This is a genomic window from Ktedonosporobacter rubrisoli (genome assembly GCF_004208415.1).
GTDB lineage: Bacteria > Chloroflexota > Ktedonobacteria > Ktedonobacterales > Ktedonobacteraceae > Ktedonosporobacter > Ktedonosporobacter rubrisoli.
The window spans coordinates 10,958,911-10,976,642 of the sequence record NZ_CP035758.1; the positions used below are offsets into that span (position 1 = coordinate 10,958,911).

Sequence of the window (17,732 nt, forward strand, 5' to 3'; positions counted from 1 at the left end):
AGAAAAGGATGACATGCATGGGACAACATATGGCTGTACAAGCTACTTTAGGCTCGGGCGCCAGCTTTGCCATCGAAACCAGCTCTGGGCATTCGATTACTCTGGATCTTGATAGAGAACATGGCGGAGCGAATATAGGGCCAAGCCCAATGGAAGTAATTCTGGTCGGTCTGGCTGGCTGCGTGGGAATGAGTATGATGTCTCTGCTGGCTAAACGGCAGCAGATTACGGCTTACAAGATTTCTGTGCGGGGAGAACGGGCTGCGTCGCACCCTCAAGTCTTTAAACACATTACCGTCGAGCATATTTTCACAGGCCATAATATTCAATCGGCAAAAGTACAACGGGCACTTGAGCTGACGGAAGAACGGTATTGTGGGGCAAGCGCTATGCTTGATAAAACGGCAACAATATCACATACTATCCAGATCATCGAAGCGGATTCACTCTCTTAATACCTTTCCTCTTATAAAAGAGATCATTCAAGGCTCATTTTTCTGTTCTTTGTCAGCCTGGCCTCTTCTACTTTGCCTATTTTTGCTCCCGCTATGTTCGTGATCTCGGGTAGGATTTGTTAGTTCTTCGAGATGCAACTAAATTCCTGACTTCTGGTATCTACTGTGTAGAGGCGTTATATACTTCTCTACGAAAGGAATGTTATGGAGCAGAGGGACCAGGAGCTAGTAAGGCTGCTTGCTATAGATCTGCGTGGCCACTTCAAGCAAGTTGTGGGGCTGTATCAGCATTGCCTCTATACTTTTGCCTATCGCCTTACTGGCAGTTTTCAGGATGCAGAAGATATTGTCCAGGAATGCTTCATCAGTGCCTATGTCTCGCTAGAAAATTATCCCCCACACCGTATTCAAGAGCTTAAGCTGCGCCCATGGCTTTACAAGGTGCTGCTCAATATTTATACGCACCATACACGTAAAGCAAGATTGCACCTGGTTTCGCTCAACCTCTCTGATGATAGCCCTGAGCTGAATATCGAAGATAGGGAGGAAGAGCGCCCGGAGGTGCTCTTTGAAAATCAAGAATGCAGGCGCGAACTTATGGAGCTCCTGACGAGATTACCAGAACGTTACCGCGTGGCCGTCACATGCTACTATTTAGAACACCTTACTTATCAGGAAATGGCGGATTTGCTGGATCAACCCGTAGGAACTGTTAAGTCTACAGTCTCCAGGGGCGTTCGACATTTACGAGCGATGCTGGAAGTAGCCAAAGAGGGAGAAGAAAGGAAATACACATGGAGCAAGATCAGGTTCAGCAGCCAGAAGATGTAAGTACCTATCCCCAGCCAGAAGCAGAATTTAAGGCTCCTACATCTCTCCTGATAGGAATTCTCAACCGCCTGGAAGAGCGCGAGAATGGCTTTAATGGCAGGGTTTCTCCATCTGCACACATGCTGAAAGAGGAAAAGGCGAGTTTTCTTTCTTATGATTCATGTCAGACGTCTGAATGCAGGGCAAATCCCTCTCTAGAACTGTATGTTGCCAGGGTGAATCATCCTCAGTGGGAAATTCGCTCAGCGGCAATCCATGCGCTGGGTATGTCTGGGAAGGCCAGCTATATAGATCTGCTGACCAATGCTTTGCAGGATGAGCACCGACTTGTGCGTATGGCGGCGGTGCGGGCGCTTGCTCGTCTGGGACTTGATAATTCTTTGGAACAGATAGTGATGGCATTGAAGGATAGAGATTGGGAGGTGCGGGAAATGGCTGCCCTTGTGCTGGGAGAGAGCAATAATCCTGCCAACAGGCCTTTACTGTTGTCGGCTCTACAAGATACGAATAGCAATGTGCGCTCTGCTGCTTCATATGCCCTGAGCCGCTGGCCAGAGCAGAAAGTTGTAAAGCTGCCAGCAACTGTCGCTGAGATGCCTCCTTCGACGCTGACAACTTCTGTTCAACAGAATCTTACGCTACAGCGAGACAGCTGGTTAATTGCTCTCAGTTCTCGGCTCAGACATTATCTGCTAGTTTTCAGTAGACAGCTTCCGCTTATTCCTAAAAGTGTTTGGCTGGTGACCGCTCTATGTATGTTTACAGGATGCGTTCTCGAAGTAGTGATCAGCCCAAGATTTATGCCGGCGTATACCCATATGCAGTGGATGCTATCTGTTCTGTGTACGGTGGCATCAGCCATTGGTGTTGCTTATCTACAGGGCCAGGAAAATGACGCAGGTATGGAGCTGGTATTATCGACGGCCACATCAATACGGACGGTGTTATTGTCGCGTATGGCTATTGTGGTTGGTTATAACGTTGCGCTGGCAGCAAGTGCCTCTGCGCTCATCACGCTGATCTATAACGGGAGTTTTTGGGAAATGGCCCAATTATGGCTGGGGCCGCTGGTCTTCCTGTCGTCTATCAGCCTTGTGCTCTCTCTCGCTGTTGGCTCAATGTTTGCCATTCTAGCTTCGCTAACACTTGTCGCGACCCAAACGTTAACCTTCTCCCTTGGGAAGGGCTTGCAAAGTTTTTTTGTAGCACCGTCACCCGCTTGGCAAACAAATCCCCTTATGCTCAGTCTTGCGCTGCTGATTATAGCGCTTGCCATCCTGTTTGCGCCAGATATCCACGTCTTCCGCCCCAGGACGGATATATAGAGCTTAAGTTCGGGGCTTCTTCTAATAGAGGCGACACCTACTCTTGAAATTTAAGGCTATATTGCGTAAATAAGGAGAAAGTATGCTTATTGATCGTTTGCGCTATGAATGGCAACTCATGGGAAAGAAGGTAGTCCTGGTTCCGCTTCTGATTATGCTCGGCTTTGGCCTCTTTGCCCTTCTCTTGCATTATATGCACGTAGATTCTGACCGCTTCTTGTCGGGAGGGTTGGAAATGATTCTCCCGCTGGCTGCCGGCGCAATGGTTGCCGCTGTAGTAAGCTACGATCCTGCGGTGGAACTCCAACTGACTATGCCAACGCACTATCGTCGCACAGCGATACAACGCATGCTGCTGATCCTGCTCTGGTCGAGCTGTGTTGCCTTGCTTGCTAGCAGTATCATTTCGGCTCTCCGGCTTGGCTATACCACTGAGTTGATCGGCTCTACTCTACCGTCATTTCTGCAATTTCTCATAGGACAGCTTTCATGGTGTGCTGCTCTGCTCTGGTGCATAGGATTTGGTTTATGCCTGGCCCTCTTCGCGCATAGCGCTACAGCCAGTGTAGCTATCCTCAGCGGGATCTGGATGCTTGAAATCTTTTTTAAAGATCTGGTAATAACCATAAGCTGGCTTAAGCCGGTGATCCTCTTTCCCACGACTCTCTACGGGCTCACGCTTGTCTCACATAACGTCTACTTTGATTGGTTGATCAATCGTTATGAAGTACTGGGAACCGGCCTACTTTTACTATTGCTTGGGTACTATCTCTTGCGTTCTACCGAGGGATTGCTGAAAGGAGCTAGCGAAGAATGAGCATGGGACAGGTAACAACCTTTCTCGGAGCCTTCAACTATGAGTTTCGCATGCAAATCAGACGGGCGGCCGTCTGGATTACGATGACGCTTATCATGCTTATGTTTGTGGGCTTGATCAGCCGGGGATTGTTTGATTATATACTCTCTCAGATGCGGACTATGCGCGTGTTGACAATGCTTGTGTTCTGGACAAATCTTGTCAATTCGCTACTTCCCATAGTCGTTGGTTGCCTTTTGGCTGACAGATTACCAAGAGATCGCAAATATAAGGTTCAGGAGCTTCTGCAGGCTTTACCAGGTTCTATGGGAGCGCGTATCACCGGCAAATATATTGGGGGCATGTTAGCTACCCTGGTCCCCTTGTTCGCGTTTTACTGGCTTGGCGTTGGCTATATCATCTATCAGACGAATAGTATTATGGCTATCCCGCTGGCTCTGGAGACCTTTCTTATCGCTGCTATGCCAGGAATCGTGTTCATTTCGGCCTTTTCCATAGCCTGCCCTGCATTTCTCTGGGTCCCGGTCTATCAATTCCTCTTTGTGGGCTATTGGTTCTGGGGGAACTGGTTTCGTTCGCCGTACATTCCTTCACTATCCAATACTATTCTTACTCCCGTGGGTGGCTATATCAGTATTGGCTTCTTTGGCAAGGTAGGTGTGTTTGCCTCGACGAGCCCGATTGCAGATGCTACCTTGTTGCAAGGGATTGAGAGTATGCTGCTATTGATTGGGATTGCGGTCCTGGTTATGGTGGTACTGTGTAGATTACTCAAATGGCAACAAGAACGTCAATAAGCCGCCTGGCATCATTGAGGAGAAAATATATATATGCAAATTACTATCAACAATCTTACTAAGGTCTATCGGGGCGGCGTATATGCCCTGCAAGACGTTGATCTTACCATTGAGAAGGGGATGTTTGGGCTCTTAGGACCAAATGGAGCCGGCAAAACGACGCTCATGCGTATCCTGGCAGGTATTTTGCTGCCAACTAGCGGGACGATCCAGGTTGGTTCTTACGATGGCAAAACTGAGAAGGGACGTACAGCCATCAAGCGTATATTAGGCTATCTCCCTCAGGATTTAGGCATGTATCCTGATCTCAATGCACGTGAGTTCCTAGACTATATTGGTATTCTAAAGGGGATGGATGATCGGCGGAGCCGTCAGAAGAGAGTTGCGGAGTTGCTCGAAATAGTCTCTCTTAGCGATGTCGCTCATCGCAAGCTCAAAACTTTTTCGGGGGAATGAAACGTCGGGTGGGGATTGCTCAGGCTCTTTTGAATGATCCAGAGCTGTTGATTGTCGATGAGCCGACCGCAGGGCTTGATCCGGAGGAGCGTATCCATTTTCGCAATCTGCTTTCGGATCTGGGGAGTGACAGGACGGTTATCCTTTCAACACACATTTTAGAAGACATCGCGCAAACCTGCCAGAGGCTCGCGATTATGAAGAATGGTCGGGTAGTCTTTCAGGGCACAACTGTTGAGCTTATCGATGAGACGCGCGGCAAGGTTTGGACGATTACCAGCCATGGAGAGAAGCCCAAAGGTAATTTTACGATTGTCTCTACGCTTAATATGGCGGCAGGCGTACAATATCGGGTAGTGGGAGAGACAAATCCCTCCGCCGATATTCTTCCCGCTGAACCAGGACTGGAAGATAGCTATGTCTGGCTGATGCGTGAGCGGAGGTCTTCCTCTTCGCAGGTCAGTTCATCGCTGTATAGCTAGCATGTATGATGAACTGTCTGAAGCTTGGATGGCGCTCTGCTTCGTTTCTGGCCGTTCTTAAATTAGAGCTTTGGCCTGGAGAGGGGGAGCTTTGATTTCTCCCTCCTCTCGGAATAACAATTAGATCATAAAGCGTAATGGGGCCAGAATTCGCTCGCTGAACTTGGCGTACCAGGAGCGACGATGCCACTCTTCCTCTGCTAGTTCGATCTCATCGGCAGTATCGCATTCAAAGAGAGCACGCATCTGATGGGCCAATTCGGGACTATAGATCTCAATATTGATCTCGTAGTTGCCGATAGAGCTCAAGCGATCCAGGTTGGCCGTCCCAATGGTTGACCAGCGATCATCGATGGTGCATGTCTTGGCGTGCAGCATTGTGTGACGATAACCGAAGATGCGGATACCTGCCTGTAAACAGCTTGAGAAGTAGCCATGCGAAATCCAATCGGCAATCACATGGTTGGAATTCCAGGGGACCAGGATGCGAACATCCACGCCTCTTGCAGCAGCTGCCTTTAAGGCCTCTAGCAAGACATGATCGGGCACAAAATAGGCATTAGACAGTAGAATAGTATGCTCAGCCCGATCAATTGCCTCGATATACATATCGCGGATCGGGAAGGTGAGACGTAAAGCGTCGTTGCCGCGCAAATTAATTAATGGGTCAAAACGTCGCGGGTAGCGTTGCGTAATTTCATCGGCTGACGCGCCAAAACGGTTCCAGAAATCTATGAACGAATGGGCCAGATCTGCGGCGGCTGGCCCGCGGATACGTAGATGGGTATCACGCCAGGTCGTCTCATAGAGGCTGCCAATATTGAAGCCGCCAATAAAGCCAATCGAGCCGTCGATGACAAGCAATTTTCGATGATCGAGCGAGTAGCGTCGAGGATCGAGAATGTGCCAGAACTGATAGAAAGACTGATATTCCAGAACATGTATGTTTTTAGGAAATGTCTTAAACGCTCTTGGCACTACAAGATTTCCGAAGCTATCGAAAATTACATGAACGTCTACACCTTCGTCAGCCTTCTTGGCCAGATGCGCCTTAAATTTTTGCCCTATCTCGTCATCCTTCCAGATGAAGGATTCCAAATATATGCTCTCGCGCGCTCCGTCAATGGCCTCTAACATCGCAGCATAAAGATCTTTTCCATAGCCATAGACCTGTAATGCGTTTTCTCCCACTTGGACTTCCTCAAGGTTGGGATAAGGAAAGCCGCATACTTGCTTACGCCGCTTACGTAGGGAAGAAATGGCTACCAATACCGCTATGGTAATAGCCTGTAGTACAAATATGACCCCAATTATGCTCCGCACCAGCCAGATAACCGAGAAACGGCGCTGAGGACGTGAGCCAGGAGTTCCCATCCCTTTCTGTGGCATCATGCGCATAATTTACATTCCTCCTTATACATAGGATATCCGCTGCCTAGCTCAATCTGCTCTTCTTCTATTATAATCCATATGTTATGCAGCCGAAATTGTTAGGGCAAACCGGCTGCGTAGCAATAATAGCATAAGTCGATAGTCTCTGTCTTTTCCCAATTACGTTTCTCTAGAAACGCGTCGGCAAATAGAGATTCAGATTGAAAGGAGGCTTAAAGGGGTGCGGCTAGAGGTCTTGGGGAAACGCGAGGGTGCTTTGCTCTGGATGAGGAGCAGGCAAATGGCTCCTCATCTCGTTTAGGTATTCAGTTAACAGTAAAATTTCTGGGCTTCGAAAATGGGAAATGCAGGCCCGGGTAAAACAAGCTGAGGCTTGAAACCATCAGCTCATCGCTGCTGCCATCTCCGTCTCTTGTTCTTGCAGTATGATACTGCCCGTTGACCCATCCACGCTGATTATCTGTCCGGTCTGGATGCGCTCTGTTGCTCCGATGACTCCAACAACTGCGGGTATGCCATACTCACGTGCGACTACGGCTCCGTGGGACATCGATCCACCCATCTCCATTATCAGCGCGCCCGCCGTGAGAAAAAGGGGCGTCCATCCGGGATCGGTTGAAGGGGCGATCAGAATCTCACCTGGTTCTAGATGCGCTCCGACTGGATCGCGGATAACGCGGGCTTTTGCTGTGATGCGTCCCGCAGATGCAGGAGTGCCATGCAATATCTTGTCCCCATTCTTGGTGGCTACCATAGTAGATGGTTCCGATCCATCTGAGAGCAGGATATGCGGAACATGACGACGATGCAGCTCCTGTTCATAGGTGGCACGCCGTTCACGAACCAGGTCGCGCATATCTTTCCCTTTGAGGGCAGCGCGTGCTTCTTGAAACGAGAGGAAGTAGAGATCATCTGTTTGTTCCAAGCAGCCATTATTTACCAACTCTAGCGCAACGGGGTGCAATATATCACGCATGCGAGCGATAATCTTGACTACGTAAAACTTATGAGATTCGCGCATGCCAACAAGGTTTCGCGTCCGACGTAAACAGAAGTTGACCAACCAGCCACGTAGCCAGTTTCGTTTCGTGGCGCGCCTTGTGAGCTCGTGCACCATTGCTTCTGCCTGCTGTGCCCCATGGGTAAACAGTACATCTGGAGCCTGATCTGGCTCTTTTAAGCGTAAGTAGTTTAACAGGACTCCTAGAATGTGGGTTGGGTCATCGGACCAGCGTGGGAGCCCAAGATCGATCTCCGCTACTCCGCGGTGCCCATAGGTCTGAAGGAATTCGCTGAGGCTCTGCTGTACAATAGGAGGCAACGTGTGCTGCTGATATGCTGCTGATAATTGTTTTGCGGAATGCTCAAGCATGAACGTGACCACATCTTGTTCGGCAGCAATCTTTTTCGCTATATTCCATAGCATAAGGTCCATCTCTGTAGTTGGATTAAAGGGGAGGCCACGCAACACCGTCTGCCGCTCGTCAGCATCTGCCAGGTTTCCCAGGAGCTTACCGGCCAGTGCGAAGCAAAGAGAGCCGCTGGCCATTACCGGGGCTATGGAGCCTATGATGTAGGCCAGGCGTTGAACTGCAAAGTTTTCAACCAGGTCAAGGCGCTCGACGGAGCTAGCCTGGGAAGATGCTGTCAATTCTTGCTGCAATTTTGGATATAGTTCGCGCACACGTTGACGTGCTGCCTGTGGACTGATGAGTGCTTGTAACAGGTTCTGCGGCAGGTGGAGACGTATAGTTGCAAGAAGCGCTCGCCGAATAAAGTTCCAACGTCTGGATGTGGCTACAGGAAGGCGGGGATCGATCATGAGCGTTTTTAGAATCTCTGCCGAGCGAGTTTCGCCTATGGAAAGTATAGCGCTGAGAAGCCTCCTCCCTAGAGGATTGCGTAGAGCCGTCGTGATATCTATAAACAAGCGCATATTTGCCTCTATGAGAAAACCAGGTCCGCTCTCTCTGGGGCCAGGATCAAAGCCCGCCAGCCTTACGCCGGATGCGGCAAAATGGCGGTATAGGGCTATACCCATGGGGGTAAATGGTTGATATACGCCCTGAAGCGCGTTGGCCGAAAGATAGACGTGTAGAACGTTATCAGGAAGTAGAGCGCTGGGAGGAAGAGGATAGAGCGTCGTGATTGGCCGGGCCTGCGTTAGCCAGAGCTTCCCGGCCGCATCAATTGCCCACTCTGTATCCTGCGGCGCTTGATAATGCTCCTCAACTTGAGCACCCAGTCGGGCTAGCGCGCGCACCTGCTCATCGGTCAGGCAGGCTTGTTTGCTCTGATCTTCGCGCTCAATGCGTTGCGTTCCACCATCTGGCAGAGCCCTGATGAGTATGCGTTTGTCTCCAAGGCGACGCTCTATGATTTCCCCGCTAGAAGTGTTCACCACAAAATGATCAGGGTTGACGGCTCCGGAGACTACCGCCTCGCCCAACCCCGGATTGGCATCGATTACGGCCTGCCTGCGTTTCCCTGTAAGTGGATTAGCGGTAAAGAGTACGCCAGCTACCGCGACATCGATCATGCGTTGGACAACCACAGAGAGGCTAACACTTGACTGGTCGATCTGATTGCTGAGCCGATAGCTTACAGCTCGCTCGGTCCACAACGAAGCCCAGCAGCGCCGTACGGCATCGAGCAAGGCCTCCTCGCCAAGAATATTCAGATAGGTATCCTGCTGCCCAGCAAAGCTGGCGAACGGGAGATCCTCGGCCGTAGCGGAAGAGCGCACAGCTACCGCGCAGGGAATTCCATTCCCTAGAGATAGGTACGCTGCTCGTACAGAAGCAGCGAGGTCGGAGGGCAATGAAGTATCTAAGAGGCGTTTGCGGATAGTTGCCGTGATTTTAGCGATGTCAGCCTGCCCTCCCTCCTTTGGCAGAGCCGCGATTAGTGAAGTAAGGTTAGCTTTCTCGGCAATCTGTGTATATGCTTCGGTAGTAACGCAAAAGCCTGGAGGAACAGGCAATCCCGCGCGCGTAAGTTCTCCCAGATTGGCGCCTTTGCCTCCTACGCGTGCAAGCTCGTTGTGGCCAGCCTCTTCGAAGGAGAGTACCCAGGGTGTTGTTCCTCTGTCTTGTGCGCGTGTAGAGCGCCGTAAACTACTCATATGTTTCCTTCTTTCTCGCTTGAACCGATCTCTAAAAGTCACTTTATGCCTTCTAGCCGGGTCTCCTTTCAAGCGCGATATCTACCTCTGATCCATTGAGATTTCCTATAGCCATAATATATTCATGCTGGCAGAGTTTAGAGTTCTCCCTTTTAATTAATTGGTCAGATAATTAATTAAAAGGAGAAAAGGAGCTAGCAATCGAGTATAAAAAGATGCAGGTTAAGCCAGGTTCGTCGTAAGGGCCTATGCTTTATGGATAATTAATTATCTTGTTAATTAATTATAGGCGGCGTATAGGGGAAAGTCAAGGGTGAGAAAAAAGATCCGCCTATAGGGTATACTAACAGTTCCCGAAAAAGTACAACTATCTCTAGTTTTCTGCTAGTTCCTGGAAAAGAAAATCGCTTGCCATCACGAGGCTTTTCTGCTAGACTTCAGAAAAGCACGAACGGATGTTTGAGAGAGCCATGAGAAATGCAGCGATCACCCAAACGCTCAGCTATCCCTTACGTCTGCCGGACTTCATTCAGGCGGATGCTCTGCGACTGCTGGATGTCTCTCGCGAGGTGATCAATCTTACCATCACAGCCCTGTGGGATCGGCTCGACGAGTTTGCGACGCGCACCAGCACGTATGCCTACAAGCAGGTTGAGGAGATGATGGCCCCGCCGCTGAAGCATGGTCATCGGCAATGGCGCGCGGAAGCGGAACAGGCCGGGCGCATCTTGAGAGGACAGGCAGAGCGGAAGAAGCTCTTTGGGGTGGTCCTTCCGCTCTTGGAGCAAGGGATGATTGTGCCCAAGACGGACAAGAGGCGTGCAGGCAAAAACCGGAAGACCATCAAACAGGCCATGGCAGATCTGCGCGAGGCCAACACGGATGGGGGATCAACCGTGGAACTGCAAAGCCTGATAGAACAAGCGTGCAATTTTTACCTGGAAAACGGTTGCTTCCCTGCTACCTATGAAGAGATGCAGCGCGTCCCGGTGCTCAAGGCAGGCATAGTGCCCTATGCAAGCGATGATGGCCCGAAGATGGGGCAAACCTACCGCCTGTCCCTCGATCTCGATCACCAACGGCTCACTCTTGCCCTGCGGACCCCTGACGAGGTTGGGACCTGGGCACGTTCCTGGCGGGAGCGAACGTGCCAGATGAGCCTTCCTGACGTGCTGGCGGCCCGTCTTCAGGAAGGCGCGATGCAAGCCCCCATCTTGCGGGAAATCAAGGAAGCAGATGGCAGTCGGTATGCAGTCCTAGACTTCATGGTCCTGGTGCCTGTCTGCTCAGTGGAGGCCTGGGAAACGTGTCAGAACGTGCTTGGCTTCGATTGGGGGGTACGCAAGCTTCTGACTGCCAGCGTGGTCGATCTCAATGGCAACCAGGTCGGGCGTCCGTTCTTCCTGGATACCGGCCCGTTCGATGGCCGACAAGCGCGCCTGCGCCGCCAGATTGACCAACTCAAAGTGAAAGTGGGCCGACTGGAGCAACAACGAGACCGCTTTCCCCTCGGCGATCCCCGACGCAACCCCTCAGAGGGTGCGCTCTTTGTCTTGCGTCGGGAGATCAATCGGTGTTGGCGTCAGTACGAGGCCAGAAACAACGACCTGGGGCATCTGGCAGCCAATATCCTGCTGGTGCTCGCCACCGCCTTTGATTGTCACCTTATCGCCGGAGAGTCCCTCAAGACCTTGAAATCGGCGGGACGTGGGAGATCGGCCAAAGGGCGATGGAGCATTGTGGCGCGTGCTGCGGTACAAGTGCTTTCTTTCGGGCATCCGTCTGGAATGGCAGCACCCCCACTACACGTCGCACGTCTGCCCCCGCTGTGGGAGCTCGGCCAACACGTATCAATCTCCTGAACATCGTGCCAAGGTGAACGATTGGGGAGCCTGGCTCTGCTGCTCCAATCCTTCCTGCCTCTGGTCAGGCTCCCGCGATTACGCGGCCTCCCTCAATATCGCCCGTCTGGGCACAGCCCTCATTCGTCATGCTCAGACCACGGGCAAAGTGGTGCATCTATCCGTGCTGAATACCTCTGTTCAACCTGTTTCGTACATCGGAACGCGGACGGCGCTACGGTTTCCGCCGTCGGTCCCTCGGGGCCGCCTGATTCATTCAGGCAGAGTCTCCTGCAATGGTTGGTGCTCTTCTGTTCGCCTTCGCTCGTCGTATGCCACCTCGATTCTGCTTCGGTTGTGTGGCTAGGGCAAGCGAAAGCTACAGATAGCATAGGATTGTAGTAGATTTTAGAAACGGTTCTACAGGCGGATTATCAGCGAAGATAGCGAGAGACACCTATCTCACTTCTTCAAACGTATTTTACCGTAGAGGCTACGATTGGGGCCTTTAACTTATCCCCAATACTTCCCTTGCGGCTATATGGATTATTACCAGTTTTCGGTGCGATGGAACTCCTCAGCATAGGCCGCGCCGATCTTTTTGCCAGCATCAGCATTGTAGCTGGTGAGCCAGGTGCGCACCTCATCAAAATGATCGCTAAGCTGGCTAACATGGGCGCGCAAGGCTTCTGACTTGAGTTCTATCGTGGTAGAGATATCGCTAATATAGTTGTTGTTAGGTGCGCTCATCACAAAGATCTCTTTAATCTTATGGGGCTTCAAGCCTTCCTGCTCAAAGAGCTCCGGGAAGTCCCAGGGATTCTGAGAAGCGGGATAGGCGCAGGCCAGAGCTGCCTCGCCGGCTGCCAGGTGGTCTGGATGAAAAGCGCCAATGCTCAGAGCTGGCTCCCAACTTCGTACTGGCGACTGGCAGATGAGCCGGCTAGGCTTGTAGGTGCGGTACAGGCGCACAAGTTTTTTGCGCAGCTCGATAGTGGGCTGCAATACGCCGTCTCGCTGCCCCAGGAAGAACACATCCTTAACACCCAGGATAGAGCAGGCCTTGCGCTGCTCTTGCATGCGCGTCTCAACTGTCTTCTGCCGAGCCTCTTCGCTTACATCAGTGGCATCATCGGGACCGCCACTCCCTCCATCTGTACAAATGACGTAATAGACATCCCAACCTTCTTTAGCCCAGCGGGCTGCGGTTCCGGCACACCCAAATTCTGCATCATCGGCATGCGCCACGACTACCATTGCAACTTTTTGCTGTTCTTGTTCGCTCACGTCAATACACTTCCTTACTATAAAATAAAGCTCAAAACCTGCATGGCAAATTTCAGGACTTTAGCCTTATCATCACAAAGACATTTACTAATTTTAACTACATTGAGCCACTTGCTTATTTCGCGGGAGGCGATCGATGTATAGCTACGCTTGCTCATCATAATATAAAAGGATATCCTAAACTTCTCCTGGCTTGCGCTTTCTCGAAGATTGCTAGTATATCCCAGCCTTTATGTGCATGCGTTAAATACGTCGATATTTCTCCTACTCTCTGCTTATTGATCTGAATCCGCTTATCTTGCGGCCACAACGCAGACCTGAAGAGCTAGCTCTTGCAAACACCTTCTCCAGCCTCCAAGAAGATCCCATGAAATGTGCTGTGATGTGGAGCATATCGTGCGTTGTGAATACAACAATCATAGCACATTAATTTTGTATTTATCACCTTCTTTTCGCCAGCATTCAGGGACCGTCAAGGCCATAGAGAGATGTCAGGCCAAGCTAGCATCAGTATGAGTCAATTCACACTTGAGGGGCGATATAGCTCATAGTTTCCCACCTGGGATCTGGATATTCTGTATGGAAGAGCGTTCTCAGGGAGAGTAGACTATGTTGACTAATACCTCCGTATCAACCTTTTTGATCTGGCTGGCCTGCCACTTTATCGGTGATTTCGCCTTCCAGAGTTCATGGATGAGTATTGAGAAAGGAAAAAGCTGGGAAGTCAATTTCTATCATTGTGCCACTTATACTGCTACGTTCGTACTATTTGCTCACCCTACACTGCTTGCTACATTGGTGTTATTTGGTACACATTGTATTGTCGATCCACTTAAAGCGCGCTATAAAGTCATCGGACCAATCTGGCTGGATCAATTGTTGCATATACTTACCATCGTTTTGATTCTGGGGCTCAAACTTTGAACTGTGAAAAATGCCAGGAAGTGGCTTTGGTAAAGGCTTCCTGGCATTCCGTAGGTATGGCCGAGATTATTCTGTTTTAGCTTCTTCAGAGGTATTTTCCCTGGTGTTATAGATGATATTGCTTAACTCTTTACGAGCCTTCTCAAGAACTTCTCTAAGCTGAGGCAATTCTTCTGGATTATGGTAAGCTTTGCGTCCGGCGATGGCAAAAAGGCGAGCGACTTCGAAGGCCTCACTTCTTAACGCTTGCATCTCCGGAGTATTCCAGCGCTGACCCGATTCAAACCACTGCTCCCAGGGACCTCTAAATTCCTGTTCCTCTTGTTGTTTCTGGGTCAGCAATTCGCGTCCTGCGTCGGTGATGCTGTATACCTTTTTCCCTTCAGTCTCTTCGGCCGTCACCAGGCCGCGATCTTCGAGCATCTGCAAGGTGGGATAGATTGAGCCCGCGCTTGGTGTGTAGAAACCACCGGATTTCTCTTCAAGGGCCTTCATCATTTCATAGCCGTGCATAGGTCTCTCTTGCAAGAGCTCTAAGAGTGCGTATTTGACATCCCCTCTTCTAAAGAAACGATTCCCCTCACCAGGACCTTCGGGGCCGAAGAAGCCGCGCATAATACGCTCGCCGAAGCGTGCTCCTCTGCGCGGCCAGTCGCGATGTAGCCATGGAGGTGTCCATCCCTCCCAGTCTCCACCGAATTGATTATTAAAGCGTCTGTTATAGCCAGGCATTATTGGATTCTCCTTTCTCCTTCACGATATAACACGATATATCGTTATCGTTAGTTATAATAAACGATATATCTATTTCTGTCAAGTCCCTGGATACGCTCTTTGAAAATTGGTTGGCCTTGAGCCAGAAATGGCTTGAAGGTAGGAAAGATCAAGGCCAGGCAAAATACCTATTGATGCCTACTTTTTCTTGTGCAGTTTCTTTACTTGTTATACGTATTAGCGACTCCGAGGTAGCAATAATTTTGGCCTCTAAAGATTATTTGAGAAGAGAAGGCCCTGATGCTTTATGTCTTATGTCGCGAGAATGAAGACGGGTAGCTGGCCACATGACCGTACGGCTCAGCTTTTTGGCAGCGCCTCAATCGCTGCCAGTCCTGATTCCAGGCTCTCTGGGATCTTACCCTGGCTGGATCGGAGCTTGCAACAATGGCGGCTCTTGTTATAATAGGAGGCGTGCGCCCATAGGTAGAGTAAACTTGTTCGCACAACGAGGAGGGATGGGTGAAGAGAGCGCGGCTATACAATGTTTTGATAATATCAATGGTAAAGGGAAATTTCTGTGGTACAGCGTTCACATCTTGATGTTCTGGTAATAGGCACGGCGAGTGTAGATATCGTGTTTGGTGGGATGCCACATTGGCCAAAGCTGGGGCAAGAAATGTATGTTAAGGAGTTTGCCGTTGGCGTTGGCTCTGTTTTCAATACGGCATCGACCCTGAGCCGATTGGGCTTACGTGTAGGTCTGATGACCGAGTTAGGCAATGACTTTTTTAGCCGATATATTCTCGAAGAGATTGATAAAGCAGGCATCTGCCGCGATTTTGTGACTATCAATGATTTTCCAATGCGTACTGTAAGCATCTGCCTGGCTCACGAGGGCGAGCGCGGCTTTGTCTCCTATGTCGATGGTCATACCGTCATGCACATGGCAGATTCGCCAGCCTCTGGCCATAACATCGAGAGCGAGGAAGGCGCTAAGCGCTGGAAGGACAGATGGCAGCAGCAGCTGCGCGAATACGATATCGATGCTGTCTTCCTCTATGTTCATCCCTATATACATCCCCTGCTTGACTTATTTGTAGATCGCGATATATCTATCTTTCTTGATGCCGGCTGGCATCCTGAAGAACTAGCTGATGAGCGCCTGACGGAGGTGATCAAGCGCGGGCACGTGTTGATGCCCAATCAAATGGAAGCCATGTTTATGACCGGGACCCAGACGGCAGAAGAAGCGGCTCTGGCCCTGGCCCAATGGGTACCAACAGCCATTGTAAAAGCTGGCGCCAGGGGCGTTGTGGCCTGTAAGAACGGAGAGATCGCATATTGTCCAGCATTTCCTATTAAAGAAGTCGTGGATACGACAGGGGCTGGAGATGCCTTCGACGGCGGATTTATTTATGGCTCTCTCAAGGGATATTCGTTTATGGAGGCGCTACGTTGTGGCACTATCTGTGGCAGCCTGTCGACTACAGCTCCAACGGGAACTGCCGCAGTACCCAACGCTCAAGAGCTTGAGGAATGCCTGCAAAAAGCATTCTGAACCAGATCCAGCTTTTGTGCAAAAGTCTCTTTCCGGCAAGCACGCACGTAGCTAGAGCTTGCCTTTTTTGCCCTATACAAGGCTAGAAAAAAGAGATCTTGCCGTTTGATCAGGTGGGAATTGAGGTATTCAATATTGTCGGTGTTGAAGAGTGCCAGGTTGCTAATCGCGTATAGTAACTATGGTTGGCAAGCGCCCACAGCTCCTGAAAGAAGGCAAGATCTCGACACTCTAAGTTTCTGAGAAGTTCCTGCTGCTCTTCCTGTCTGGCCTGACAAAAGCTACCTCCAGCTGCAACATTGAGATCGCGTAAGACGGCGCGCAGGCGTTTCTCATTCAGGATGAGTGCAAGCTTATTGTCTGCTCGGGGGTGTAGATGATAGAGAAACTCATCAAGTAGATGGAGGCTCGATGGAGGTGGAAAATTTTCGTCGGCAGGAATGAGCAGGTCGATAATTGTATTTAATTCTTTACGTTCTTCGGGACTTAATTCAATTCTCGGCTTGCGTGATACCGGTTTCTTCTGCAATATCTGGTTCATGGCGGCTCCTCATTTATAAATTATGGGGGTAAGCTTCTCTATCTCCAAGGTTACTATATAACTCTAAATGTTTCATCCTGCTTTTCCAAAGATGGAAGCGGTTATGCTCTCGCACGAAAAGCGGTACATCTAGCACCACTTTATTGCTTCAGGCCAGTGACAGTAATTCACCCTCCAATTCTTTCCAGACTATCTGCTCTGCTTTTGGCCTTGTAAGGGGTGTGCGACTTTGCATAGCGTGGAGTACATACTCGGTGACGCGCCGTTGGAAATGCGCCAGGATCTGCTGCTGCACACTTTGAGCCGGCATAATACCTAGCTCAATATTGCACAGGCTATAGAACTCGTCATGTTCGAAGGCGAAAACCATCAGATCTGCATAGCGCCTGATAAGGTCAAGATGGATATGAGTAAAATAGTTAGCTTGTGTACTAGAAAGACAGAGGCAGCCGGCAACACGGTCGGCACGCAAGATAGGATAAGCAACGGTGCTTTCTTCCATCTGCACATGGTGGGTAGGGAATGCTCTGAGCTTCTGTTGTTTGCTTTGTATCACGATACGGTGGCCTGAAAGAATGGCTTGCCCTGCCTGCGATTCTGCACCCAGGAAGAGGGTTTGGTATTCTATGTGCCGTTCCCAGGGAGGTGTGCCTCGACCCTGGGTGATACGCAAACTACGTATCTTCCCCTGCGAAGGTGGTACGCATTGGGCAATAATAACTGCCAGGCCTGCTTCAAATGGATCAAGGTGTCCGAGAATTTGCTGTAGAATAAGGATGCGAATCGTTGCAGCTCGTAGCAACTGAGGACTCGTCGTGTGAGCGTGTAGCACTCGTGCGTAGAATGCCGATGGAATCTCAGGCGGGATATCCTCTACTATCGAGGTTTCTAAGAAATCGGGATACTCCCTGCTGATAAGCTCAATGAACTGCTCCCGATAGGTGGGCAGGGTCTCCAGTAATGGGCGTAAGTTGTCCTGGCGTGGGTTCGATTTATGCAAAACCCAGCGAGTCAAAGTAATTGCATTTATCCCTATCGCATCGGCAATACGCTGCCGCTCATAAGGATTGCTTGTTACTTTGCCCAGCAATTCCCGCCATGTTTGTGGCTCATCCATTGTTTGGCAACTAATTACTAAAATGATTTAGTGGGTCGTAAACGTAATGTTGCAGTTAGCATAAAGAC

15 protein-coding genes and 1 pseudogene are annotated in these 17,732 nt (G+C 50.2%); 10 read left to right on the forward strand and 6 right to left on the reverse strand.

Going from position 1 to position 17,732, the window contains the following annotated elements; translation table 11 throughout:
• Positions 1 to 17 precede the first annotated feature (17 nt).
• The 6 genes and pseudogenes from EPA93_RS46575 to EPA93_RS46600 all read left to right on the forward strand — a co-directional run bounded on the left by EPA93_RS46575 (position 18) and on the right by EPA93_RS46600 (position 5,163).
• A complete protein-coding gene (locus EPA93_RS46575) occupies positions 18 to 455 on the forward strand; it encodes an OsmC family protein (protein WP_207229381.1) in 438 nt (145 codons plus the stop codon).
• A 204-nt stretch (positions 456 to 659) separates the two neighbouring features.
• Complete coding sequence (locus tag EPA93_RS46580; protein ID WP_129894105.1) at positions 660 to 1,286, forward strand: RNA polymerase sigma factor; 627 nt, start codon at positions 660 to 662, stop codon at positions 1,284 to 1,286.
• The gene (locus EPA93_RS46585) at positions 1,250 to 2,611 is read left to right on the forward strand and encodes a HEAT repeat domain-containing protein (protein ID WP_129894106.1); all 1,362 of its coding nucleotides are present in this window, start codon (positions 1,250 to 1,252) and stop codon (positions 2,609 to 2,611) included. Before EPA93_RS46580 ends, EPA93_RS46585 begins: the two co-directional genes overlap by 37 nt.
• Positions 2,612 to 2,693: 82 nt before the next feature.
• Entirely contained in the window at positions 2,694 to 3,428 is a 735-nt protein-coding gene (locus tag EPA93_RS46590) for a hypothetical protein (RefSeq protein WP_129894107.1), read from the forward strand.
• On the forward strand, positions 3,425 to 4,225 hold the full coding sequence (locus tag EPA93_RS46595) for a hypothetical protein (protein WP_129894108.1): 801 nt from the start codon (positions 3,425 to 3,427) through the stop codon (positions 4,223 to 4,225). Before EPA93_RS46590 ends, EPA93_RS46595 begins: the two co-directional genes overlap by 4 nt.
• A gap of 33 nt (positions 4,226 to 4,258) precedes the next feature.
• Positions 4,259 to 5,163 (forward strand): annotated as a pseudogene (locus EPA93_RS46600) (ABC transporter ATP-binding protein).
• 120 nt (positions 5,164 to 5,283) lie between these two features.
• Here the strand turns inward: EPA93_RS46600 and EPA93_RS46605 are convergent.
• Positions 5,284 to 6,561 carry a phospholipase D-like domain-containing protein gene (locus tag EPA93_RS46605; protein WP_129894109.1) on the reverse strand — a complete coding sequence of 426 codons (1,278 nt, stop codon included), beginning with the start codon at positions 6,559 to 6,561 and terminating at the stop codon, positions 5,284 to 5,286.
• A gap of 376 nt (positions 6,562 to 6,937) precedes the next feature.
• Positions 6,938 to 9,679, reverse strand: coding sequence for a PEP/pyruvate-binding domain-containing protein (locus EPA93_RS46610; protein WP_129894110.1), 2,742 nt, complete (start codon positions 9,677 to 9,679; stop codon positions 6,938 to 6,940).
• 470 nt (positions 9,680 to 10,149) lie between these two features.
• Between EPA93_RS46610 and EPA93_RS48905 the strand changes: the two genes are divergently transcribed.
• Both EPA93_RS48905 and EPA93_RS51305 read left to right on the forward strand, forming a co-directional pair.
• Positions 10,150 to 11,541: a hypothetical protein gene (locus EPA93_RS48905; protein WP_165423859.1), complete on the forward strand. Its 1,392-nt coding sequence runs from the start codon at positions 10,150 to 10,152 to the stop codon at positions 11,539 to 11,541.
• Positions 11,426 to 11,887, forward strand: coding sequence for a zinc ribbon domain-containing protein (locus EPA93_RS51305; RefSeq protein WP_165423860.1), 462 nt, complete (start codon positions 11,426 to 11,428; stop codon positions 11,885 to 11,887). The genes EPA93_RS48905 and EPA93_RS51305 overlap by 116 nt, the downstream gene beginning before the upstream one ends.
• 182 nt (positions 11,888 to 12,069) lie before the next feature.
• On the opposite strand, the gene EPA93_RS46620 is transcribed toward EPA93_RS51305, so the two are convergent.
• Positions 12,070 to 12,807 (reverse strand): PIG-L deacetylase family protein, encoded by a 738-nt coding sequence (locus EPA93_RS46620; protein WP_207229382.1) that lies wholly within the window; start codon positions 12,805 to 12,807, stop codon positions 12,070 to 12,072.
• 609 nt (positions 12,808 to 13,416) lie between these two features.
• On the opposite strand from EPA93_RS46620, the gene EPA93_RS46625 reads away from it, so the two are divergent.
• The gene (locus tag EPA93_RS46625) at positions 13,417 to 13,731 is read left to right on the forward strand and encodes a DUF3307 domain-containing protein (RefSeq protein WP_129894112.1); all 315 of its coding nucleotides are present in this window, start codon (positions 13,417 to 13,419) and stop codon (positions 13,729 to 13,731) included.
• Between the two features lie 66 nt (positions 13,732 to 13,797).
• Here EPA93_RS46625 and EPA93_RS46630 read toward each other — a convergent pair whose 3' ends face one another.
• Complete coding sequence (locus tag EPA93_RS46630; RefSeq protein ID WP_129894113.1) at positions 13,798 to 14,463, reverse strand: PadR family transcriptional regulator; 666 nt, start codon at positions 14,461 to 14,463, stop codon at positions 13,798 to 13,800.
• Positions 14,464 to 15,025: 562 nt separating this feature from the next.
• Between EPA93_RS46630 and EPA93_RS46635 the strand changes: the two genes are divergently transcribed.
• Positions 15,026 to 16,006: a carbohydrate kinase family protein gene (locus EPA93_RS46635; RefSeq protein ID WP_129894114.1), complete on the forward strand. Its 981-nt coding sequence runs from the start codon at positions 15,026 to 15,028 to the stop codon at positions 16,004 to 16,006.
• A gap of 109 nt (positions 16,007 to 16,115) precedes the next feature.
• On the opposite strand, the gene EPA93_RS46640 is transcribed toward EPA93_RS46635, so the two are convergent.
• On the reverse strand, positions 16,116 to 16,547 hold the full coding sequence (locus EPA93_RS46640; RefSeq protein ID WP_129894115.1) for a hypothetical protein: 432 nt from the start codon (positions 16,545 to 16,547) through the stop codon (positions 16,116 to 16,118).
• Between the two features lie 148 nt (positions 16,548 to 16,695).
• A complete protein-coding gene (locus EPA93_RS46645) occupies positions 16,696 to 17,664 on the reverse strand; it encodes a GAF domain-containing protein (protein WP_129894116.1) in 969 nt (322 codons plus the stop codon).
• Between the last annotated feature and the right edge of the window lie 68 nt (positions 17,665 to 17,732).